At 38.6% G+C, this 22,259-nt stretch carries 18 protein-coding genes; 7 read left to right on the top strand and 11 right to left on the bottom strand.

Annotation, left to right across the window (positions count from 1 at the left end):
• Positions 1–16 precede the first annotated feature (16 nt).
• Positions 17–1,042, top strand: a complete 1,026-nt coding sequence (locus tag EHQ52_RS09655) for an LEA type 2 family protein (protein WP_135614986.1) — start codon at positions 17–19, stop codon at positions 1,040–1,042.
• A gap of 117 nt (positions 1,043–1,159) precedes the next feature.
• Here EHQ52_RS09655 and EHQ52_RS09650 read toward each other — a convergent pair whose 3' ends face one another.
• Both EHQ52_RS09650 and EHQ52_RS09645 read right to left on the bottom strand, forming a co-directional pair.
• Entirely contained in the window at positions 1,160–1,573 is a 414-nt protein-coding gene (locus EHQ52_RS09650) for a hypothetical protein (protein ID WP_135614985.1), read from the bottom strand.
• A gap of 12 nt (positions 1,574–1,585) precedes the next feature.
• A complete protein-coding gene (locus tag EHQ52_RS09645) occupies positions 1,586–2,851 on the bottom strand; it encodes a sugar transferase (RefSeq protein WP_135614984.1) in 1,266 nt (421 codons plus the stop codon).
• 111 nt (positions 2,852–2,962) lie between these two features.
• On the opposite strand from EHQ52_RS09645, the gene EHQ52_RS09640 reads away from it, so the two are divergent.
• The 3 genes from EHQ52_RS09640 (at position 2,963) to EHQ52_RS09630 (ending at position 7,353) form a co-directional block, all read left to right on the top strand.
• Positions 2,963–3,730: a response regulator transcription factor gene (locus tag EHQ52_RS09640; RefSeq protein WP_135614983.1), complete on the top strand. Its 768-nt coding sequence runs from the start codon at positions 2,963–2,965 to the stop codon at positions 3,728–3,730.
• Complete coding sequence (locus EHQ52_RS09635) at positions 3,714–5,720, top strand: sensor histidine kinase (protein ID WP_135614982.1); 2,007 nt, start codon at positions 3,714–3,716, stop codon at positions 5,718–5,720. Before EHQ52_RS09640 ends, EHQ52_RS09635 begins: the two co-directional genes overlap by 17 nt.
• 157 nt (positions 5,721–5,877) lie before the next feature.
• Positions 5,878–7,353: a flavin-containing monooxygenase gene (locus tag EHQ52_RS09630; protein WP_135614981.1), complete on the top strand. Its 1,476-nt coding sequence runs from the start codon at positions 5,878–5,880 to the stop codon at positions 7,351–7,353.
• Here EHQ52_RS09630 and EHQ52_RS09625 read toward each other — a convergent pair.
• Positions 7,342–7,992, bottom strand: coding sequence for a TetR/AcrR family transcriptional regulator (locus tag EHQ52_RS09625; RefSeq protein WP_135614980.1), 651 nt, complete (start codon positions 7,990–7,992; stop codon positions 7,342–7,344). The genes EHQ52_RS09630 and EHQ52_RS09625 overlap by 12 nt on opposite strands.
• Before the next feature lie 136 nt (positions 7,993–8,128).
• Here EHQ52_RS09625 and EHQ52_RS09620 point away from each other — a divergent pair, with 136 nt between their 5' ends.
• A complete protein-coding gene (locus EHQ52_RS09620; RefSeq protein WP_135614979.1) occupies positions 8,129–10,153 on the top strand; it encodes an oxidoreductase in 2,025 nt (674 codons plus the stop codon).
• Between the two features lie 12 nt (positions 10,154–10,165).
• Positions 10,166–11,908 (top strand): acyl-CoA dehydrogenase family protein, encoded by a 1,743-nt coding sequence (locus EHQ52_RS09615; RefSeq protein WP_135614978.1) that lies wholly within the window; start codon positions 10,166–10,168, stop codon positions 11,906–11,908.
• A gap of 10 nt (positions 11,909–11,918) precedes the next feature.
• On the opposite strand, the gene EHQ52_RS09610 is transcribed toward EHQ52_RS09615, so the two are convergent.
• From EHQ52_RS09610 to EHQ52_RS09575, 8 genes are all read right to left on the bottom strand, one after another.
• Positions 11,919–13,013 (bottom strand): hypothetical protein, encoded by a 1,095-nt coding sequence (locus EHQ52_RS09610; RefSeq protein ID WP_135614977.1) that lies wholly within the window; start codon positions 13,011–13,013, stop codon positions 11,919–11,921.
• Positions 13,014–13,188: 175 nt separating this feature from the next.
• Positions 13,189–13,968 carry a GNAT family N-acetyltransferase gene (locus EHQ52_RS09605; RefSeq protein ID WP_135614976.1) on the bottom strand — a complete coding sequence of 260 codons (780 nt, stop codon included), beginning with the start codon at positions 13,966–13,968 and terminating at the stop codon, positions 13,189–13,191.
• A gap of 100 nt (positions 13,969–14,068) precedes the next feature.
• On the bottom strand, positions 14,069–14,425 hold the full coding sequence (locus EHQ52_RS09600) for a PilZ domain-containing protein (protein ID WP_100708995.1): 357 nt from the start codon (positions 14,423–14,425) through the stop codon (positions 14,069–14,071).
• Between the two features lie 117 nt (positions 14,426–14,542).
• Positions 14,543–15,364: a histone deacetylase gene (locus EHQ52_RS09595; protein WP_135614975.1), complete on the bottom strand. Its 822-nt coding sequence runs from the start codon at positions 15,362–15,364 to the stop codon at positions 14,543–14,545.
• Between the two features lie 84 nt (positions 15,365–15,448).
• A complete protein-coding gene (locus EHQ52_RS09590) occupies positions 15,449–16,345 on the bottom strand; it encodes an alpha/beta fold hydrolase (protein WP_135614974.1) in 897 nt (298 codons plus the stop codon).
• A gap of 78 nt (positions 16,346–16,423) precedes the next feature.
• Positions 16,424–17,380, bottom strand: coding sequence for an aldo/keto reductase (locus EHQ52_RS09585; RefSeq protein WP_135614973.1), 957 nt, complete (start codon positions 17,378–17,380; stop codon positions 16,424–16,426).
• A gap of 59 nt (positions 17,381–17,439) precedes the next feature.
• Positions 17,440–20,202 carry a DNA polymerase I gene (gene polA, locus EHQ52_RS09580; RefSeq protein ID WP_135614972.1) on the bottom strand — a complete coding sequence of 921 codons (2,763 nt, stop codon included), beginning with the start codon at positions 20,200–20,202 and terminating at the stop codon, positions 17,440–17,442.
• The gene (locus tag EHQ52_RS09575) at positions 20,199–21,326 is read right to left on the bottom strand and encodes a glycosyltransferase (protein WP_135615704.1); all 1,128 of its coding nucleotides are present in this window, start codon (positions 21,324–21,326) and stop codon (positions 20,199–20,201) included. The genes polA and EHQ52_RS09575 overlap by 4 nt, the downstream gene beginning before the upstream one ends.
• A 126-nt stretch (positions 21,327–21,452) precedes the next feature.
• On the opposite strand from EHQ52_RS09575, the gene EHQ52_RS09570 reads away from it, so the two are divergent.
• Positions 21,453–22,232: a class II glutamine amidotransferase gene (locus EHQ52_RS09570; RefSeq protein ID WP_135614971.1), complete on the top strand. Its 780-nt coding sequence runs from the start codon at positions 21,453–21,455 to the stop codon at positions 22,230–22,232.
• Positions 22,233–22,259 lie beyond the last annotated feature (27 nt).

Genomic DNA, 22,259 nt, shown 5'->3' with positions numbered 1-22,259 from the left:
CCTTTAGGAGGAGTTTATGATCCAAAAAACTTCCTTACGTGCTTATATTGGAATTACACTCGCAGCGAATTTTCTATTCGGTTGTGCTCAATTACAAAATATTGATCTAAAAAAAGTAAAAGAAAAAATCGAGGACCTCGACAAACCTTCTTTCATCTTAGAAAAAGTTTCCATTGCGGAGATCAATTTATCCGAGATCAAACTTAGAGTTGATTCTAAAGTAAAAAATCCATATCCAATTGCTTTGCCTGCAACCAATCTTGAGATGAATATCCTGATCGAAGGCCAACAATTTACAAAGGCAAAAACCAAAATCCCAACTGTTGGTGGGAATTCCAACAAACCAGTTCCAGTAGATCTAACATTCGCTTATAATGATCTTGCAGAACTTTATAAAAAAGTTCCAGGAAAGATAGACTTACTAGTCAAAGTACAAGGAGTTGTTTCACTTCCAATTCCGGAAAAATACAGATCTATTGCAGGTGCTGCATCACTCGACTTCCCATTCGAAGAAGAAAGAAAAATCCCAGCAGTTCTTCCAGACATAGAGATCCGAAATTTTAAAATTATCAAACCGGATCCTTCCACTATCCTAACCTCAGCAGGCACAGAAGATTTGGCGAAAAAAGCGACAACGTTCTTAGACACGCTACTTGGTCCTCAGAAAAAATCCCCAGGCTCAGCAGTCGCTGCTGGATTATCAGCACTCGACTTAAAAGTAGATACCGAATTCCAGATCGTACTAAAAAACAGAGCTACATCTAGATTACAATTTTCTGAATTTGAATTTGAACTCACTCTCGAAAAAGAAAAATTCCTAACTGGCCAACCTGTCCGGATCGAAAACCAAGGACAAGAATCCATTCTAAGCGTCCGCACTTCCTTCCCACTCGGAACAGTCACACAAGGAATTGCAAATGCAGTTTCCAAAAGATCCGCAGCATTCCGACTGAACGGAAAGGCAACCACCGAAGCCCCCGAGATCGGAACCGGACAGGTCCCATTCAAATTCGACAAATCCGGTTCTTTTAGCTGGAACTAAAAGTTTGGGCGCATGCTCGCCATAGTTGGCGAGCACCCGGCTCTCCGCTCCAATCCGCTTCGCTTTGATTTCCGCTACGATCCGTTGCGCTTTACTAATCCAAGATATAATAATTATCTAATTAATTACCCTAAGATACGAATTTCTCCCAGAAGAAAATCTCATCCAATCCGTTCTGATATTATTTTCTTCCAAGTAAGTTTGGATCCTTTTATCAGCACAAAATTCCAAAATAGTTCCATCAACCAACGGCGAATTCCAAAATTTTAAATACTTTCCTGTTTCGATCTCCACTTCTTCTAAATCTTCAGGAAAATAAGAAATCCCTTCTGCAAAAAAACCAATAAATCCTTTAAACATTCTCCCAGAGCTTTCACATTTTGCCGCGAAAGATTTCTTTTGAATTTGATTCTCCAGTAAATATCTATCTAAACGATCTCGGATACGATTTGATTGATAGTTAATCTCTTCTTCTTCACATTCGAATCCATAACCTAGAATTTTTCTTCTAAATACTAAAACAATATTCATAAAAGAATTTCCTTAGGCAAAAAAGGTCTGGAGGATTTTTCTCTCAGTGTTTCGGGAAATATTCTTAAATTGTAGATAACATTCTTTGATCGGAATTTCCAATGCCTTGAAGGTTTTGCGATGGTCCATTAAGACAGAAAGACAAGCTACCAAAGAAAGAAATCTCCACATGATCTTGAAAAGGAACCGAGTGACCGGGTTCTTAAGTCGTATCTTAAAAAATGTACAATGAAAGATCAGATGTTTTTCTTCATCTTCTGCGATATGTAAAAGTGCATTTTTAACGGAACCAAATGGAATTTTTTCAGCGATTTTTTTATAAAAGCAGATCCCAATCACTTCTGCAACGAGAAGCACCATTAGTTTAAGTCTAGTTCCTAAAAGTCTCCTTCCAAAATGAAAAAGTTTTTCAGTCCAATTGGCCTGGATCAGTTCTCCTCTTAACGCACGAACGCAGTCCCCTAAAATACGAGCATGCCGTCCTTCTTCTTTTACAAAAAGTTTAAGTGCTTCTCTATAATTTGGATCTACTCCGTAAATATTTACATTGTCTATATCTTTTGCGATCCTGCCTTCTCCTGATTCTCCCAACTGAAAGATTGCAAGAGATTTAGCTACAGGAAGTCTCTTTTGAGGAATAAAACCAATGACCTGCTCTTGGACGATAGGATAAGGACGATCTACGTTCTTTTTGAAATGTTTGGCCCAATTTCCCCAATGGAATCCTCGATCTCTTTTTTTAAGACGACTCCATAATAAATTTCTAATTCTTTTCTTACCGAAAAGATTCATCACCAATGTTAAAATTACGATCTTAAGATCTAAGAAAAAATTCCTATTTTTAAGATAAGAAAGATCGAAACAAATAGAATATTTAGATCCTCTTCCTGAATACAATTGAGAAAGTCCAGTAATCCCAGGACGAATGAACCATCTACTTTTAAGACCTTCCCCACCCCAGCCTAATCTCAGAACATCCTCTTCTGTCAAAGGCCGAGGGCCTACAATACTCATATCTCCTTTTAGGATATTCCAGATCTGAGGAAGTTCATCCAAACCAGTACTTCTTAAAATAGAACCTATCCTTGTAGGAACTCCATCCTTTAAGGTCCTGAATTTCCAGATCCGAAATATTTTCTTTCCTTTGCCCAATCTTTCCTGCAGAAAGAAAACCGGACCGGGAGCAAAGAAAAAGATCTGCAAAGAGATCCCAATTAATACCAAGGAGAATACAAGTAACGCTACCAAAGCCAAAAAAATTTCTAAAATTCGTTTCATAGATGAAAGAATATCGAATTTTCAAAAATAAACCCACCTTCCGAGTGCAGATCATTAAGCACTCAAGTGCTTGACCTTATACTTCTTCTTATCTTAAAATTCCGGGAACACATGAAAGTCGAGCCTCTCAAAATACTGGTTGCAGAAGATAATCTAAAGCTTAGAAAGGCGATGATCTCTGGCTTAGAAGAATCCGGAAAAATAAAATCAGTATTCGATTGTGACTCAGGAGAAGAAGCTATCCGTCATTGTTTAGAAGGGGAAGCAGACGTTCTCCTTTTGGATGTAAGACTTGCCGGAAAATTAAATGGAATAGAGACAATCATCTCGATTCGGAAAGAATTTCCGCGTAAACCTGTAGTCATCTATTCTATCCAAGACAGTGACGAATATTTCAGAACATTCAGAAGTTCCGGAATTTTAAGCCATTATGCTTACGTTCGAAAATCAAATTATCTTTTACCACAAATGGTAGTCCCTCTCATTCGATTGGCTTATGACGGAAAAAGTTTTATAGATCCAGAAATCGAATCCAGAGTTACAGAAGTCAGGGAAAAGGACGAAAATTCTCCTCTTGCCGTATTAGAACCAAACGAAAGATCAGTAGCAGAAATGTTAGCTCAAGGATTTAGTAATGAACAAATCGCGCAACATTTTGGATTTAAAGATAAAAGAACAATCAGCAGGATCAACGGCCAGATCTATTCTGCTTGGGGACTTAACGAAACCAATTCAGACGAAAAAGTCGCACGAACAAGAGCGGCACTCATTGTACTATCCAATCGATTTTTAGAATGGGGAGAAGACGAAAAAATATTTTATAGGAATTCTTCCGGAGAAAGAATTCCTTGGGCTGGTAATATTGACAATAGATCTTGAAATATTAATCTGTTCCTTTTTTATTTTTCTATCTACAAACTTGTTTTGGTTAGGATCAACAACCGGAACAAATTTAGAAAAGAAAAACGCTGCTGCGTATTTTAGCATTTTTACCTTACTTGTATCTTCCCTATTATTTTCTTTTTCGGCTATCGTAGGCCAAAATGGGTTTTCAGTAGTATCTTCTTATCCAATCTTATATTTTTTTCCGGGATTGATCTTATTAATACTCATCCCATTCGGATGGTTTGTTGTTATAGTTTGGTTTTTTGGATTTCTAAAAAAGAAAAGGATCTTTCTCTTCTTATTCTATATCTTATCTTTTTGCCAATTAGTCGCGGTCTCCATTCTGCTTGTCTATAATCCAGGAAGAACTTGGAATATCAGCTTATTTGAATATTGGAAATTTGTTCCTTTATCATTTAAATCCGCTTACTTGATCTATATTTTCGTCTGTATATCTCTCTCCTTACTTTGTTTATTCTTATTTAAAATTTCCGATAATAGTCTTTCAGAATTAGGAAGACAAAAGGCAGTTCCATTTTTAAAAGGAATCGGATTTTCTTTATTTGGTGTAGTGTTATTAGTTTCTGTTCTATTCGTAGGGGATGAATTCGGAATTATAGAAAATCCAATCTTAAAAGCAGAAAAAGAACCCAAATACTTTTATGGATTCGTACTTTGTATCCAATTATTAATTTGTGTCTCTATTTTGATTTTAGGCTGGGCATTAACTTCTTACGAAATACTTACGGGTAGAATTTTACCCAAGATCAGTTTAAAACAAGAATGGAAAAATTCAATTTATATCGCTTTAGTACTTTCTTGCTTATACTTTGTTTTTGCAAAATTAGGTTATCCTAGAGCAGAAATACCTATCATATTCTCCTATTCTTTCTTTCTTTCTCGATTTTTCACGATCCGAAAAAACAAAGAAGTCAGCTCCAACCAAAACAAAGTATTAAAAAAGATCTTATCTTCAGGTTCAATCAAACTTTCTTTTGGATATTTATGCAAAGATGTATTAGAAACAACGAAAGCTGCTTTGATTTTCCAAGGAAAAATCCCATATATATCAGATACAAATATCTATTATCCGGAAAATACTGCGCCGGAAACATTTGATTTTTCTAAAATAGCCCTAAATCCAGAAAACCCAAATATCCAATATCTAGACAAAGATCAATTCTCTGGATTTGTGATCCGAGTGAAAATAGAGAGTGTTCTTTCCGAGGATGCTTACTTAATCTTGGGCCAAAAAGAAAACGGAGGATTATTCGCAGAAGAAGAAATTGAAATCGCACAGGTCACGGGCACCTGGCTCGTGCATTCTTTATTTTTAGAAGAAACTGGAAATATCTTAGAAGAATTACAAAGAAAGAAAATCCAAGAACAAAGGCTTTCAGATCAAAAAACCAGACAAATTCTGCATGATGAAATACTTCCAGAAATCCATTCTCTTATTTTAGACATCTCTAATGAAAAATCAGGGAGTCTTAACTCTAAATATGCAAATTCCCTTACTGAACTTCATAAAAGAATTTCTTCTCTATTAAGAGAAATGTCGGATACTGGTTTGGAAATTTCCAGGCTGGGTCTAATTCCAATGTTACAAAAACTAAAAAATTCTGAAGCAAAAGATTCTAATCTAATTTGGGAAATAGATCCAAATATGAATTCTCAAATAGACAACTATCCTCCAGAAGTTCAGGAAGTTTTGTATTATGCATTCAGAGAATCCTTACGTAACGCAGTAAAATATTCCGGAGAGTTAAGATCAGGCATATACATTCATATTCAATATGAAAACGGCATATTCATTCAGATCAAAAACGAAATAGGGAAGGATCTTATATCCGTACGTTCATCCGGCCAAGGGTTGAAAATACATAGCGCTTTATTGAAAATTTTTCAAGGTTCCTTAACTTTAGAATTTCCTAGTTCTAAAGAAGCGATGATCCACATTTTCCTACCTTCTCCCAAAATATAAAGCCTTAAGTTGATATTTAACAAGGTTCGATACAATTATAGTCACAAAAATCGACTTGCTAGAATGATTTTCCTTTCAATGATGCGCTTAAGTCGAGACCTAAAAAATTAATCTCCGTGAACAATTGTTCACGATATTTATCCGGAGTTTGGAAAGCATGCAGTCACAAAACAAAAAAGAAAAATCGATCTCTATCGCGATTGTAGGTACAGGTTTCGGCGGTTTATGTGCTGCAATACAACTTAAGAAGAATGGATTCCATAATTTCGTAATTTACGAAAAATCAAATTCGGTAGGAGGAACTTGGAGAGAAAATACTTATCCAGGAGCTGCATGCGATGTTCCTTCTCATCTTTATTCTTTTTCTTTTGAACCAAATTCAAACTGGCCTAGAAAATATTCTGCTCAGCCTGAGATCCTTTCCTATCTAAAACATTGTGCAGAAAAATACGGAATACTTTCTCATATTCGTTTCGGTATCGAGATCAAATCTGCTGATTGGGATGATTCTTCCAGAATTTGGAAGATCAAAACTTCTGAGAACGAAACCTTAGAGCATAATGTTTTTATTTCTGCTGTGGGACAATTAAATCGCCCTGCTCTACCTTCTATCAAAGGTTTAGAGAGTTTTAAAGGCAGAATATTTCATTCCGCAAATTGGGATCCTGCTTATAATTTTTCAGGAAAGAAGGTAGCAGCCATTGGAACTGGTGCGAGTGCAATTCAGTTCATTCCACAAATCGTAAACCAAGGAGCTGAGGTAACTGTTTTTCAAAGAACCGCACCTTGGGTAGTTCCAAAACCTGATCGTAAATATTTTAGTTTCGAAAAGTTTTTATTCAAATATCTTCCTGGGCTTAGGCTATTGCATAGATTCCAAATCTATATCTGGAACGAAATTCGAATGATCGCATTCCAAAAGAATAATCATGCAAATAAGATCGTAAAATGGATGAGTCTTTCTCATATGAAAAAATTCGTAAAAGATCCAGAATTACGCAAAATCCTAACTCCTGATTATCCTGCCGGATGTAAACGTATCCTTCTTTCCAATGATTATTATGAAGCATTAGCAAAACCGAATACAAAAGTTCTTTCTGAATCCATCAAAGAAGCAACACCAGAAGGGATCGTAACTAAAGATGGTCTCCAAAAATTCGATGCGATTGTTTTTGGAACTGGATTTAAGGCCACTGAATTCCTTTCTCCCATGAAAGTAAAAGGAACTAAAAACCAAGATTTGAATGAAGTTTGGAAAAATGGAGCAGAGGCTTATCTAGGAGTAACTGTTGCAGGCTTCCCGAATTTTTATATTCTATACGGACCGAATACAAATCTAGCTCATAATTCTATTGTGTATATGATAGAATCCCAGGTACGTTATCTTATTTCTGCATTAAGTGAAATGAATAAAAAAGGGATCCAAGCATTGATCCCTAAAACTCGAAGTATGCAAAACTACAATACATCTTTAAATAAAAAATTTGATAAATTCGTTTGGGACACTGGATGTACGAACTGGTATATCAATGCTTCTGGTAAGAATACAAACAATTGGCCTGGTCATACTTACGAATATTCTTATAAAACTAGAAAGATTGATCTATCCGAATATGAAATTCTATCTGCTTAAGGGCAATGTCATTCCTGTGTAAGCGCACTCTATTACGGACAAGATAAATTTTTTCATGTCCTCTTTGTCCTTTTGAGGTTTTATCCGACCTTCTAAGAAGAGCATCGCGATTCCATGGATCATAGACCAAGAAGCTACAGTCTTTTCGCGAGTTTGTCCTGGCTTAATTGCTCCCAGTCTTTGACCCATGCGTATAATTTCATGTAACTGTCTGTATGTTCTTCTGGAGACTGCCGACAAAGTGGGATGTAAATTGATATCAATGCCACCGAACATGATCCTCGCAAACTGCTGGTTGTTCAGAATAAACTGAATATAGGTCCAACCAAGAGCGCGAAAACGTCCTAAGAAATCGTTTTCCGTTTTTTCGAGTTCCTTTTGGTATTCTGAAAAATATTTCTGAAATCCCCTTTCGGAGATTGCAGCAAGCAAAGCGTTTTTGTTTTCGAAATGATGATATGAAGCCGCATGACTCACTCCTGCAAGAGATGCAACTTTTCGCAAAGAGATTTCTTCGAGAGAAGTTGTCTTTAATAATTCGGTGCCCGCTGATATAAGATCTTCCCTGACAGTGATCTTATCTTTTTTAAACGGCCTTCCAGGACCCTGTTGTTGGCGGCGTTTCTTATTTACGGGCATACTAACGATTCTTAGTATTTCCAATTTTTTGCAAGAACATATTTACCACTGGTAATTTATCTCTTGAATCTTAGATCATTTATATTACCATTGGTAAATAATCGCTTCAATACATAATTCAGCGGAGAATTGTACCATGGAAAAAGCATTTCAGCCCATAAACATAGGAAAGTTTACACTTCCAAACCGGTTTGTAATGGGATCTATGCACCTAGGGCTCGAGGGCAAAACCGAAACTGCAGAAAGAATGGCCGCATTTTATGGAAAACGTTTTGAAGGCGGTGTCGGCCTTATAGTCACCGGCGGAATAAGTGTAAACGAAGAAGGAAGAGGATCTAAACACTTCTTTAATATACAGAATGAAGAACATGCATCCGAACTAAAGAAGATGAATGATCTTCTGAATGGAAGCGGCACTATGTGCGCTCAACTTTTTCATGCAGGGCGTTATGCATTTGATAGAAACTGCGTAGGCCCTTCTGCGCTCCGCGCTCCAATCAATAGATATGTTCCTAGAGCTCTCACAGAAGAAGAATGTTGGAAAACTGCAGAAGATTTCGGGATCGCGGCAAAGCTCGCAAAAGAAACAGGATTTGGAGCAGTAGAAATTATGGGAAGCGAAGGTTATCTTATTAACCAGTTCTTCTCTCCTGTAACAAATCATAGAGATGATCATTTTGGAGGAGATCACAAAAGAAGAATGAATATGGCTGTCGAAGTTCTTCGAGCAGTCGTAAAAAATCTTCCGGAAGGTTTCCCGATTATTTTTAGAATGTCAGGAATAGATTTGATCCCAGGTAATCCAACTTTCGAAGAAGTATGTGATCTAGCTCAGACACTAAAACAAGAAGGTGTGTCTGCTTTGAATATAGGGATTGGATGGCATGAATCAAGGATCCCAACTATAAGCCAATTAGTTCCAAGAGGAGCTTGGGCAAATATTGCAGGCAAGATCAAAGAAAAAACTCCAGGCATTCCTATCATCGCATCAAACCGAGTGAATGATCCGAGCACAGTACAAAGAATTTTTGATACGGATCAGGCTGATATAATTTCTATGGCGAGGCCATTTCTTGCAGATGCATTTATCGTTAAGAAAATCCAAACAGGTATGTCAAATCGGATCAATACATGTATTGCATGTAACCAATCTTGCTTAGATCATGCTTTTATAGATAAATCAGTTTCCTGTCTAGTGAACCCTCAAGCTGTAAATGAATTGGAATACAAAATTGATTCCAATGTGAAACCTCAAAAAGTTGTGGTGATCGGATCTGGACCAGGAGGTTTGGAAGCAGCAAGAGCAAGTGCATCTTTGGGCCACGAAGTTATATTACTCGAAAAAGCGGATCAGTTAGGTGGACAGTTCCAGCTTGCTTCGAATATTCCAGGCAAATCTGAATTTAAAGAGACGATCCGTTATTTTAAAAACGAACTTCCAGCGCTTGGAGTTGACATTCGTTTAAATACAAATTGTGATCTAAACTTACTTGAAGAATTAGATCCGGATGCGATCATATTTGCAACAGGTGTTAAACCCAGAGAATTCACACTACCTGGCATTGATAATCTTCCTGCCGGAAATTATACGGATTATCTGACTGGGAAATTTAAAGCAGGAAAAAAAGTGGCTGTGATCGGCGGAGGAGGGATCGGCGTTGATGTGGCTCATAAACTGACCGAAGAAAACGATCCAAATCTAGAATCTTATTCAAAAAAATATAATATCGATTCGTATACGAACACTGTTATCCAGCCTCATAAATCAGAAAGAGATGTTGCGATTTTTAGAAGAAGTGGAAAACATGGTGCCGGCTTGGGACCTACTACTTTCTGGGCTCTCAAACAAGAATTAGAAGCATCCGGAGTAGAATTCTTCCAGGGACTCAACTATAAAGAAATCACTAAAGAAGGCTTAAAGATAACTTTGAAAAATGGAGAAGAGGTTCTTTATCCATGCGATTCATTGGTTCTTTGTGTGGGACAGGAAAGAGAATATTCTCTTTATGAAACATACAAATCTTTACACCCACAAAAGCAGATATTCATTATCGGAGGAGCAAAGGACTCCAAAGGAATTGACGCAGAGAGAGCCTTTTTAGAAGGATTGAACGCGGCTTATAGTATCGGAAAAGAAGACAAAATTACTGCGAACGCATAAATAAGGGAATATATGATAGCTAATAATTATTTTACAGACGATGAAGATCTAAAACTAATTTTCGAACATTTGATTGATTGGGCCTCGATCGTAAAATCAACTGAGGGCGAAGAATTTTTCGAACACGAACTTTATAAGAAAACAAATAATCCAAGATACGAAATGGCTCCTTCTAGCGTCGAAGAAGCTGTAGAATTATACAGATCAAGTCTTGAATCCTTGGGTGAATTTTTCGGAAAGGATGTTTCTCAACTTTCTAGCGTGATGGATAAAAAACATTTACGCTATGAAAATGGAAAAGTGATCTTTCCGGATGAAACAACATCAGTCTACGAAAAATTCCGAGATACTGGACTTATGCCCTTCTCTATTTCAAGAGAAGCGGGAGGACTAGGACTGCCAGGAACCATTAGTGCATTTTACGGAATGGTTATGGCAAGAGCGGATGTTTCTTTTTGTATGACAGTTGCTCTACTAAATCTAGCACAGATTGTTTCTAGATACGGAACAGAAGAACAAATAGAAAATTTTGCAGCGAAAGCAGCAACTGGCGAAACTCTTTTTGCGATGTCACTTACTGAACCAGATTTCGGATCCGATCTAAATAACGTCAGAACGACTGCAGTAAAAATGGAAGATGGGTCTTACCGTCTAAACGGAACAAAACGTTTTATATCCCAAGGTTGCGGATTAGGGCCCTATCCATCTAGCTTATTAACTCTTGCAAGAACAGGGAATGGAGGAGCTAGAGGCTTATCCGTATTCCTAGTAAAAAGTGAAGATGTAACTGTTGCAGGAATCGAAACCAAAATGGGAATTCATGCATCTCCGACTTGTGAGATCGTATATGAAAACAGCCATGGCGAACTTTTAGGACAAGAAGGACTTGGTCTCACCAGATACACTACTGGGATGACAAACTTTATGAGACTCGGAAGTGCTGCTTGCGGCCCAGGAAGTGCTGCCGGAGCATATTATGAATCTCAAAAGTATGCGGAAGAAAGACAACAGTTTGGAAAGGCCATCGGAGAAATTCCAGCAGTTGCAGAAATGCTTCATAAAATCCAAAGAGAAGTTAACGCGATGAGACTTCTCACATTCGAAACTGCTCGTGTTGTGGATATGTATCAGCACCATCAGATCCGTTTGGAAAAAGCAAATAAAGAAGATAGAGAGATCCGCAAAGACGAAAGAGTCAAAAAATGGGGAAATCTCGCCACCGTTCTTACACCTATCTCTAAATACTATTGTTCAGAAGAAGGACATAAATGCGCAGGCCTCGCCATCCAAATCCATGGTGGAGCCGGTTATACAGAAGATTACGATGTAGCCAGAATATTTCGCGACTCCCGGATCAATACGATCTACGAAGGAACAAGCCAGATCCATGTTCGAATTGCTGTCGGCGCGATTGTAGCTGGAATGAGTGGAGAAGGAAATTTCAAAAAATATTTGGAATCGATCAAAGCAGATGTAAAATCACCTTCTAAATATCTAAATGAACAAGCCCAAATATTTGAAGACGCAATTTCGAAATTTAAATCAATCGAAGATGATCAAGCTAAAGAAAGAGTCGCTGAAAATCTAATGATCATCACTTCGAGATATCTATGTAGTATGTTGTATGAGAAAGCCGTTGCAAAACTGAAACAAACCAACCAATTTGATCGTTGGTCAAAAGATTGCAGAGCGTTTGTAATCGATAGTACTGCAATTTCTAAAGCATGTATCTATAGAATAGAGAATGCCGTATAGAATCTTAAGATTATTTTAGAAATTTAGGAATAAAAGAAGTCTTCTCAGGATAAAACTGAGAAGCAAGTAAGAAGATAAAAATACTCACTGCAATTCCTATAGATGCAAGAAGTACATCCTTACCTACTTTGCGGAATGTCTCCAAATAAGGAGCGTCCCTGTAGGTAAGGAAATTTAGCACGATCTCTCTTCCAGCAAGCATGCCCAAGAAAACCCAGGTGGTGGACATAGGCATATTACTGATCTTCTGAAATAATATTAAAATACTAGCATATACTAAGTCTACGATAGTGGCAGCCTTGGACCATTGGATGTCGGACTTCTCCGTAACTATCTCTTGGATCGTTCCACCGTTTGTATATAATATGATACCAAGAGCTCCTATCAAAATAGAAACAGCGCTAGCAAGTTCCATCCAATTCAATTGTCTAGGAAGATATACAACTATATTGGCAGCGTCTTGTGCAAGCCAAGCCGCCCATAAAAACAAAGTGGAGAACCATTGTAAGATCGCCCATTTTCTTTCCGTTCTTGGATCGGGCATATGATCGTCATAATATTCTTTCGGATCAACTTTTACTAAAATTCCCCAAACTACTAACGCAGTGATAAATGCGATCATGTATCCTAAAAAGGATTTGGTCAGCATCTTCTCTATATTCTGCCCGCCGAATAATCCCAGGATCAAAAATGTAGTAGAGATCGGAGATTTCATCCGAGTGATGATGACTAAAATGATGGGCGCAATCAGCTGCAAAAAATTATATTCTGCAGGAGGAGTAAAATTATCCAACCTATGAAAATGAACTTCTCCGCTTCCAGACCACCAAGCATATCCGAACACTAAAGCAAGAAGTCCACCTAATGCGGCAAGTTTTGGGAACCAATGTACAGACTTTTTACTTTCTATAAATGTTCCAACAGTTTGGACTGCGTCGTTACCGGCCACTGAAAACGCTGAGATACAGAATGCGAACCAGCCAAGTATATAAGAAGAAATCCCTAAATAATAGCCGACGCTCATGGTCAAAAAGGACAGAAATACGAGAGTATAAAAGCGGATCTGGTCCTTAAAAGAGGGATGTTGGAAATCGATTTGATTCATGAGGCACCCAAACTGGGTTTTCGCTTATTTAAAATGAATTTAGTATAGAAAAAAAGGAGAAGCCCAAACGGTCAAGGTGTATCGGCCAATATTTAGGCGCTGCAAAGGGGCTAAAAACAAAAACGGGCCTCTGATGAGACCCGTCCTTACGAGAAAACTTAAGAAAGTCTTAGTTCTACTCTAAGTAATGTTTGCTGTATCTTGCTTCGATGTCTTTGATATCGAAGATAATGAAGAAGTCGGTAGTCTTGAAAACTGCGTCCAATGCTGGAATTCCGCAGATTGTTGATCCGGCTCTAATATACCCTTTGATCAATGCAGGGATTCTTTTAGAAACTTCTTTGATGTCTTCTGGAGAATAGTTCTGATCGAAACCTGGCATCTCGAATCCAGGAAGAGGTTTAACGTCGAAAGCTTCTCCAGCAAGAGCTTGTTTATCTTTCAAAAACGCGTAAACTTCGTTTGCAGATAGAGCGTCAGTGCTGTGAACGGAACCACAACCGAAAAGGTATCCGATATTGTTCTTCTTCATGTATTGAGCGAGTCCGCCCCAAAGAAGAGAGATTACGGATCCATCTCTGTATTCAGGATGAACGCAACTGCGTCCGATCTCTGCAGGTTCTCTTTCTAATTCGTAAATTTTAGTAATATCGAATTCGTTATCTGAGTAAAATCCTAGATTTGCCTTAGCGACACTTCTGCGTAGGATACGATAAGTTCCGACGATCATATCATTTCTGTTCTTATCTACTACGATAAGGTGATCGCAAAATAAATCGTATTCATCTCTGTCTTTACGTGTAGCTGCGGATTGAGGTAAACCTTCTCCAAGCTCTAGATTGAATACGTCATAACGAAGAGCTAAAGTTCTTTCGATCTCGAGTTGGTTCTCTGCGATCCTTACTTCAAGCTTGCGTTCTAATTTTTGCTTTTTTTGGACTGTGCCTGATCCCATTGTCGTCCTTCTTTTCCTTGTTAGGATGCTTCTATGTATCATCCTAAATGGTTACAGTCGGATTACGCTGGAAAGAAATTCCGATGACTGTCCTGGCCGATTATCCTGCCATTCTGCGGAGAGAAGTCAGTTTTTTGACATAATCGAGGAGAAATCCCTTACCTTTTACGTCGATTTGAGTGAATTGGAGCCCGAAAAGGCCCTGTGCTTCCTTGGAAGCGCTCAAGTGTTTGATCTTACCTAATGCTTTAAATGGTTTGTATCCTGGCAGAGAAACCACGATTTCCACACTGGAATGAATATCGCATCCATCAAATCTATGAGGAACACGAACTGCTATCCCTCCCTCGCTAACGTCCTGGGCCACGAGAATGTCTAAAAAACCATTTCCCATCAATTGGAGTTGAACTGGTTGTTTAGGGAAAGGGACCACCCTTACCTGTTTTCTTTTCTCCATCCGAGGACCCTCCGGATATTAGAATAATGGCCAAACCTATATTATAATTGGATAAGACGGGAGAAGAAAACGGTTTTCTTACGAAAAATAATCGCGTAACACTCGTTCAAAATAGTGCTAAGTATTTAGTCCTAATTCTGCCTCTGCACCTTCGACCAGAGAGAGTTTATAAGTAGAACGGAATTTTGAAACCTTCTTCTCAAACTTACGATTGAATACGAAGAAGTTCAGGGATTTTTCTAAAAAGAAAATCATCTCTATAGGTTTCCATTCTATCACTCCACGTTTTGCATCTACGATCTTTCCATGCTGCAATAATGTAGAGATAGCTCGGATAGAATGTTTCGGGAATGTAGTTCTCAAAGACTGATAAAGAGCCTTGGAGTCCGCTTCTAAAAAATGGAATTTACGGGAGAAGAGTACTGCATCATGAAAATATTCAGGACGTATCACAGCTCCATTCAATCTGAGTGAAATGATCAGAAACCCGATCAGGTCAGCCATCTCAGTAAAAATCCCAAGACCAGGAACATCTTGGCCCGGATATAAACGAGCAGAATCTCTTCCTTCCTGTTTCGGATGACGTGTCTGGAGCCAATTCACAACCAGATATTTTTCTTTGAAGAAGTAATCGTTGAGACGGATCCTATATTCTTGGATGCTCAAACGTAGATGTACTAAAATTTCGTTCTGGTAAGTGAGAATTAATTTTTGGTAGGTATCATCACTTCCGGAAAGATCCAGCTCAAAGGAATCGTATCCTCTTTTTTTAAGTTCAGCCAGAACTCCAGTGATCTCGAAAAGTTCCCAAACGCTTTCTTTGGTTAAAGAGTGGAATAGAACTCCAGATTGCGCGACATGAGAGTCCACCGCCGCGCATAAAAAGTCGTCGTATACAAAATCAAAAAAACGCGGATTATTGTATGCAACCTTACCCATCTAATCTTTCGCTTTCTTACAGTCTGGCAGGTTTCTTCCTTTTTTCAAGGAAATAAATCCGGTCACCAAACTATCTGAGAAATATCAAAGTTTAGATCTGAAGTTTGAGTACGCTTTCAAAACCTGGTCTGCAGCTTCTGTCTGAGGATAATGTCCTATACCTGGGAGTTCGTAAACTTTCGCATCCGGTCTCATCTCTCTCAATCGATCCACCACATGTTTGCCGCTGACTGGATCATCCAGACCATCTGCCAATGCATAAGGAATTGGACAGTCGAGTATGGATCCCACCCATCTATCTCTGAAAATTTTTCTTTCTCTCATGTATCTTATCAACTTGTGATAGATCAACTTCCCCCCTCCGTTGTTCACACATTCCCAAAAACCATCCAACTCCTCTTGAGGAGGTTTTGTATTCGGTCCGAAAACTTCTGAAAAACTTTTTTGAAAGGAAGTTTTGTTCACTAAACGAGAGAATAAAAATCCCAAGGGTCCGTTTAATAATTTCTGAACTGCTCTAGGTCTATGAGTTTCCGGAAAAATTCCACCATTTAGAAAGAATACAGACTCCAAGTCGGGTCCGCCGATCCTCTGCCCAGATAACTTCTCCCTAAATCTTGCGACCAATTCTTGTGCGACGGTATCTCCCAGATCGTGAGCAAGAATATGTACCTTTTTGATGCCTTGCTCTTGTAGGAAGAACTCTGCCTGGTCAGCGTATTCAAAAATAGAATAATGTCCGTCTTTAGGTTTTTCAGAAAAGCCGAAACCCAGATAATCTAAGGTCAGGACTTTGTACTGATGCGTAAGAGTTTCCCATACGTCCTTCCAATCCCAGGAAGAAGTGGGAAATCCATGTAAAAGAAGAAGAGCTTCTCCTTCTCCACCTATCCGATAGAATAGTTTCCTTTTTTTCCATTCAAAGAAAGCTCCCGATGCCTTCCAGGCTAAAGGGTGGGTTCTCCAAAGCGGTTCCGACATAGACTCCTCCAGAAGGAGCAATATTGTACTCCCTGCTTTCGGAATGGGAAGTGTAAAATGGGTAACGTAGAGGAAATTTCAGTCCATTGCGTCTAGAAGGTTGGATAGAAAAACTTTTCTTTCTTTGCCTTCCGGAAATCTGCCAAGTCCCGCTCCCATATTATCTTTAAGATGAGAAATTTTAGAAGTAGCAGGGATTGCACAAGTCACTGCCGGATGAGAAAGAATATATTTTAAGAAGACTTGCGCGAACGAATTACAATCCCATTCTTTAAAATACTCAGGTAATATTTTTCCTTTTGTATTTCTGAAAAGCCCACCTTCTTCGAAAGGGCGGTTGATTAGGACTGCGATCCCATGTTCCTGGGCGAAAGGTAAAATCCGATTTTCTGCTTCACGTGTTTGGATAGAATAAGGTATCTGCAAAAAATCCGGTTTTTCTTTTTCAGAGATCCGTTCCATTTCAGAGAACGCGGATGTAGTAAAATGAGTTAGGCCTATATATCGGATCTTCCCTTTTTCTTTCAGGCCTCTTAATGTTTTGAGATGAGTTTGAGTATCTAGTAAATTATGGATTTGGAATAGATCAATCTTGTCGGCTTTCATCTTTTTGAAAGAAGCCTCGATCTGTGATTTTCCGGCCGCTTCTCCCCTGATCCAAACCTTAGTGGCTAAAAAAAATTTCTTTTTTTCAGCGTCGGAAAAATCCTTGGATAAGATCCCGAAAATTTCCTCGGAACGACCGTACATGGGAGAAGAATCTATCACTCCTCCTCCAGTTTGTAGGAACTCCGACAAAACTTCTTTTAAAGGAGCCAAAGAAGAAGGATCCGGATCCACATCTAAAGTCTGCCAAGTGCCTAAACCGATCGCAGGAATTTCTTCTCCAGTTTTTGGGATCTTACGTTTTAACATTTTAGAAGCTCCGGACGTTTGGGAGAATAACGGAGAAATCATTTTCTCCGACAATCCTAAACCCGCGGCGGATAACGCCAAAAGTTTCAGGAACTTTTTTCTGGAATAAGAGATTTCCATAAAGTTCTCTCCAAGCGGCCGAATTTTAAGAGTAGTTTGGCCGAAGACTCAACTAAAAATTAATGAGCCTCGTCCCAGTTTTGTCCGAATTTTCCTTCTACCTTGATTGGAACATCCAGAGGAAGCGCGTTCTCCATCAGCTTTTTACAAACTTTTAGGAACTCATCCTTTTCCGATTTATAGACTTCGAATACCAATTCGTCATGTACTTGGAGTAGAAGTTTGGATTTCCATTTTCTTTTTTCAATCTCGTCTTGGATCTGGATCATTGCGATCTTGATCATGTCTGCGCAGGTTCCTTGGATAGGAGTGTTGATCGCTACCCTTTTGGCTCCTTCTTTTGCCTGACGATGAGTGGATGTAATATCCGGAACAGGTCTCCTTCTTCCTTTCATGGTTTCTACATAACCCTTCTCTTCACAGAAGGCGACTGTATCATCCATATACTTTTGGACACCTGGATATTGAGTTAGATATCTTTCTATAAAACTTTTTGCCTCATCTCTAGAGATCCTTAGATTTCGGCTAAGACCATAAGGAGTGACCCCATATATTACGGAAAAGTTAACTACTTTTGCCTTATCCCTCATTTCAGGGCTAACCAGATCTTCTGAAACTCCGTAGATTGCCGCAGCGGTTCTTTTGTGGATATCGATACCTTTTTTGTAAGCATCCATCATTGCAGGATCTTTGGATATATGAGCCATGATCCGTAGTTCTATCTGAGAATAGTCTAAACTTAAGATCTCAAAATCTTTATGACCGGAGATAAAACCTTTTCGGATCAATCTTCCTTCTTTTTCTCGGATCGGAATATTTTGTAAGTTCGGATCTGTAGAAGAAAGTCTTCCTGTCGCAGCTATCGTCATATTATAGCTGGTATGAATTCTTTCATCTTTAGGAGAAGCCATACTAGGAAGAGTATCCACATAAGTAGAGATCAACTTTGTATATTTTCTATAATCCAAAAGTTTTTCAATGATTGGATGTTCTCCCAATAATTCCTCCAAAACCTCGTGGTCCGTGGAATAACCTGTTTGGGTCTTTTTTACAACTCTTAGTTGTAACTCATCGAATAATATTTTCTGAAGTTCTTTGGTAGAAGCGATATTGAATTCTTTTCCTGCCGCTTTGTAGATTCCCCTTTCCAAATCTTTTACTTCTCTTTGGAAATCTTTCGAGAGTTCTGCAAAATATTTTGAATCTACTGCAACCCCGGCCTTCTCCATTTGAGTCAAAACAGGGATCAATGGCAGATCAATATCCTTAAATACACTTTCCAAACCGGATTGTTTCAAGGATTTACGAAGAACATTATATAATCTTAAAGTAATATCCGCATCTTCTGCAGCGTATTCTGAGACCTTGTCCAGATCCACTTCCCAAAGATTTTTTTTGTTCTTACCTGTTCCCACGAGTTCAGCATAAGTGATCGTCTTATAATTTAGAAGATCTTCTGCAAGATCATCCATATTAAATCTGCGGCTTTCAGGCGCCAAAATATAAGCCACGATCATAGTATCAAAAACGATATTTGTGACTTCAAATCCGTGGTTTTGCAGAACGATCAAATCATACTTAATATTCTGGCCGACTTTAGGAATATTCGGATCTGCTAATATAGGTCCTAATATTTCTCGAACCTGATCCAGAGGAAGAAGTTGTTCCTTATATGCAAATAAGCCCTCTTGTGTATGGGAAACTGGAATATAAAAACCGGTTCCTTCTTGGTTACACAAAGAAATTCCAAGGAGTTCCGCATCAAATGCATACTGGGAAGTGGTTTCGGTATCCACCGAAAGGATCGGAGATTTTTTCCAAGCTCTTGCAAGTTTGGTCAGTTCTTCGATACTCTCTACTCGTTTATAAATTCCTTTTTTGGCTGCTGGGCCTTTTGCAGATCCTGCTGTTGCTTCTTCTGGATCATCTTTAGGAGGTTCTTTTCCTACAGACTTAGCTAAGTCCCGGGATAGAACATTATATCCTTGGTTCTTTAGGTATTTGATCCCTTCGTCAGACGCATAGTCTGGGAGTTTAAGATCATCATCTTTAATACCAAGATCCAAATCTCTTTTGATCGTGGCCAATTGCCTGGACATGAACGCATTATCTTTATGCTCAATGAGTTTGTTCTTTAAACCAGGGTTTTTGATCTTCTCTATATTTTTATAAATCCCTTCTAGGTTTTTATATTCTTGGATTAGTTTAGAAGCGCCCTTCTCTCCAATACCCTTAACACCAGGAATATTATCAGAAGTATCTCCAACGATCCCCATATAGTCAGGGATTTGTTTTACGTCTACACCCACTTCTTCTTTTACCCAGGCGGAGTCAATTTCCACAAATTCAGTGACTCCCTTTTTACCTCTGAGCATTTTAATATTCTTTTTTTCTAATAATTGGTATAAGTCCTTATCTCCGGAGAAGATCAAAATCTCTTTTGCAGAAGATTTATAATTTTCTGCAAGAGTTCCGATGATATCGTCCGCCTCGTGTTTTTCAATCTTCAGGATCCTAAAACCTAGAACCTTTAAGGTTTCCATGATCTCATTCAATTGGGGGCGAAGATCTTCCGGCATAGGTTTACGATTTGCTTTATATTCTGCAAATGTAGCCCCTCTTTCTAATGGTCCGCCAGGATCGAATGTCATTGCTACGTGAGTAGGAGAATAATCTTCGAATAGTTTGAATAACATTCTAAAAAATCCGAAAACCGCACCACTTGGTTGTCCTGTTTTAGAATTTTTCAAATTGGAAGCCGCAAAAGCATAATACGCCCTGAATGCGAATGCGTGGCCGTCTACTATGAGTAATTTTTTCATGCTGCTTCCCCGGATTTTCCTTTAGAGTTAGAATAGATCTCTTCGCCCAATAAACTATAATATGCCAGTTCAGTTTTCTTGATGGTGTTTTTAACAGAAAATCTTTTTACGGATTCTTTATTAAATGCTCCCATAGATTTTCGAACTTTAGGATCTTCTAATAAGGTTTTATAAGAAGAAGCAAGAGAAATTGCATCTCCTACCTGAGAAACGAATGCACCCTTACCTTCAGTCAACATTTCCGCGATGCCACCACCATTTGTTGCTACGATTGGTAAGCCAGATGCCATCGCGTCTAATACAGAAGTTCCGAGGCCTTCTTCTTTGGAAGTTAATGTGAAAATATCGAATAAGGAAAGAAGTTCGGAGATATCTGTTCTGAATCCTGTGAAGATCACTTTATCCAAAAGTTTTTTCTCAGAAGCGATACGTTCTAGCTCTTTTCTGAGTTCACCTTCGCCAACGATTAGGACCTTGTACTTTTTATCCGTTTCAATATTGGATAAAGCATTGAGTAATGTTTTTTGATCCTTATGATCAACTAATGCAGCTATATTTCCAATGATCAGTTCATCTTTAGAAAGATTGAATTCTTTTCTTAAGTAAGAAGTATCACTAGCTTTTTTAGAAATACCTAAATCGATCCCGCTATATACAGTCACAACTTTAGCTGGATCAATCCCATCCATGATCAGGATTTCGCGGATACGATTTGAAACACTTAAGTAAAGGTCCACTCGATCAGAAACGTATTTACGTTTGCTAAACCAATTCTTCCTAAGCCTGAAATCCACTCTTCTCGAAACTACAAGTTTCACTTTAGGATGTTTTGCTTTCGCCATCCAAGCAATAGAATGTGCTTTTGCAGTATGTGCATGAATGAGTTTGATCCCTTTAGATACGATGAGTTCTTGGAGTGCCTTTACGGAACCAAAGTCCCATTCTCCTTTTAAAGGAAGAGTAACTGTTGGAAGTCCAACCTCGTTAGCACGGGTCTCTAATGCAGAGCCTGGTTTACAAAGAATGAGCTGAGGGATTTTGTGTTTTTTTAAACCTTCTGCGAGAAGAAAAAGTTGCCTTTCCCCTCCTCTCCAGCCGGTTTCCGTGTCGATATGAAGAATCACCCGATCAAATTGGGGTTCTGGCTTGAATTCTGCAAGAGTTCCGCCATTTCTTTTTAGGAAAAAAGTCCTGGACAAACAGGATTCGCATTAGCGACAATTATTCTAATATAACAGAGGAAATCCAGAATGTGCGAACTTTTGGGAATGAGCGCAAATGTTCCTACAGATATATGCTTCAGTTTCACCGGCCTTGTCCAAAGAGGCGGGAAAACCGGACCCCATAAAGATGGATGGGGGATCGCATTTTATGAAGGTAAAGGTTGCAGGGTCTTTCAAGATCCTCAAGCAAGTGTCGATTCTCAGTTGGCGGAACTGGTCCGTACATTTCCGATCAAAAGTAATTTAGTCATTTCACATATCCGAAAAGCAAATCGCGGTAAGGTAGATCTGAAAAATACGCATCCATTCGTTCGAGAACTCTGGGGTTTTTATTGGACCTTTGCTCATAACGGACAATTGAAAGGAGTGAAAAAGGAACCATTAAAAGATTTTGCACCTGTAGGAACAACTGACAGCGAATATGCTTTTTGTTGGGTGCTTTCTGAATTAAAGAAGAAGTTTAAGACAAGACCTAAAAACGAAATACAACTCTCCCAAGAGATCCGCAAACTACTTTCCAAACTTGGCAAAAAAGGAGTTTCGAATATCTTAATTTCCGATTCTAAATATTTATACGCATATTGTTCTACAAAACTTGTTTATATCACAAGACATGCACCATTCGGAGAGGCCAAACTTATAGATGCAGATCTAAGCATCGACTTTAGTAAACATACAAATCCGAAAGACGTAGTAACTGTCTTAGCCACAAGTCCTTTGACCCAAAATGAAATTTGGACCCAGTTTTTACCTGGAGAATTTCAAGTCTGGAAAGAAGGAAAACAATGGCAAAGATTTTCTCCATAGTTCGGAACTCTTAGATCCATTTTAGTT

The organism is Leptospira koniambonensis (assembly GCF_004769555.1).
GTDB classification, from domain to species: Bacteria; Spirochaetota; Leptospiria; order Leptospirales; family Leptospiraceae; genus Leptospira_B; species Leptospira_B koniambonensis.
The sequence above is the reverse complement of the archived record's forward strand: the minus strand, read 5'-3'. Positions and strand labels throughout refer to the sequence as shown.

Excerpts from the sequence above, each read along its gene's own strand:
- EHQ52_RS09655 (WP_135614986.1), top strand. The coding sequence starts at position 17 with ATGATCCAAAAAACTTCCTTACGTGCTTATATTGGAATTACACTCGCA.
- EHQ52_RS09650 (WP_135614985.1), bottom strand. The coding sequence starts at position 1,573 with ATGAATATTGTTTTAGTATTTAGAAGAAAAATTCTAGGTTATGGATTC.
- EHQ52_RS09645 (WP_135614984.1), bottom strand. The coding sequence starts at position 2,851 with ATGAAACGAATTTTAGAAATTTTTTTGGCTTTGGTAGCGTTACTTGTA.
- EHQ52_RS09640 (WP_135614983.1), top strand. The coding sequence starts at position 2,963 with ATGAAAGTCGAGCCTCTCAAAATACTGGTTGCAGAAGATAATCTAAAG.
- EHQ52_RS09630 (WP_135614981.1), top strand. The coding sequence starts at position 5,878 with ATGCAGTCACAAAACAAAAAAGAAAAATCGATCTCTATCGCGATTGTA.
- EHQ52_RS09625 (WP_135614980.1), bottom strand. The coding sequence starts at position 7,992 with ATGCCCGTAAATAAGAAACGCCGCCAACAACAGGGTCCTGGAAGGCCG.
- EHQ52_RS09620 (WP_135614979.1), top strand. The coding sequence starts at position 8,129 with ATGGAAAAAGCATTTCAGCCCATAAACATAGGAAAGTTTACACTTCCA.
- EHQ52_RS09615 (WP_135614978.1), top strand. The coding sequence starts at position 10,166 with ATGATAGCTAATAATTATTTTACAGACGATGAAGATCTAAAACTAATT.
- EHQ52_RS09610 (WP_135614977.1), bottom strand. The coding sequence starts at position 13,013 with ATGAATCAAATCGATTTCCAACATCCCTCTTTTAAGGACCAGATCCGC.
- EHQ52_RS09605 (WP_135614976.1), bottom strand. The coding sequence starts at position 13,968 with ATGGGATCAGGCACAGTCCAAAAAAAGCAAAAATTAGAACGCAAGCTT.
- EHQ52_RS09600 (WP_100708995.1), bottom strand. The coding sequence starts at position 14,425 with ATGGAGAAAAGAAAACAGGTAAGGGTGGTCCCTTTCCCTAAACAACCA.
- EHQ52_RS09595 (WP_135614975.1), bottom strand. The coding sequence starts at position 15,364 with ATGGGTAAGGTTGCATACAATAATCCGCGTTTTTTTGATTTTGTATAC.
- EHQ52_RS09590 (WP_135614974.1), bottom strand. The coding sequence starts at position 16,345 with ATGTCGGAACCGCTTTGGAGAACCCACCCTTTAGCCTGGAAGGCATCG.
- EHQ52_RS09585 (WP_135614973.1), bottom strand. The coding sequence starts at position 17,380 with ATGGAAATCTCTTATTCCAGAAAAAAGTTCCTGAAACTTTTGGCGTTA.
- polA (WP_135614972.1), bottom strand. The coding sequence starts at position 20,202 with ATGAAAAAATTACTCATAGTAGACGGCCACGCATTCGCATTCAGGGCG.
- EHQ52_RS09570 (WP_135614971.1), top strand. The coding sequence starts at position 21,453 with ATGTGCGAACTTTTGGGAATGAGCGCAAATGTTCCTACAGATATATGC.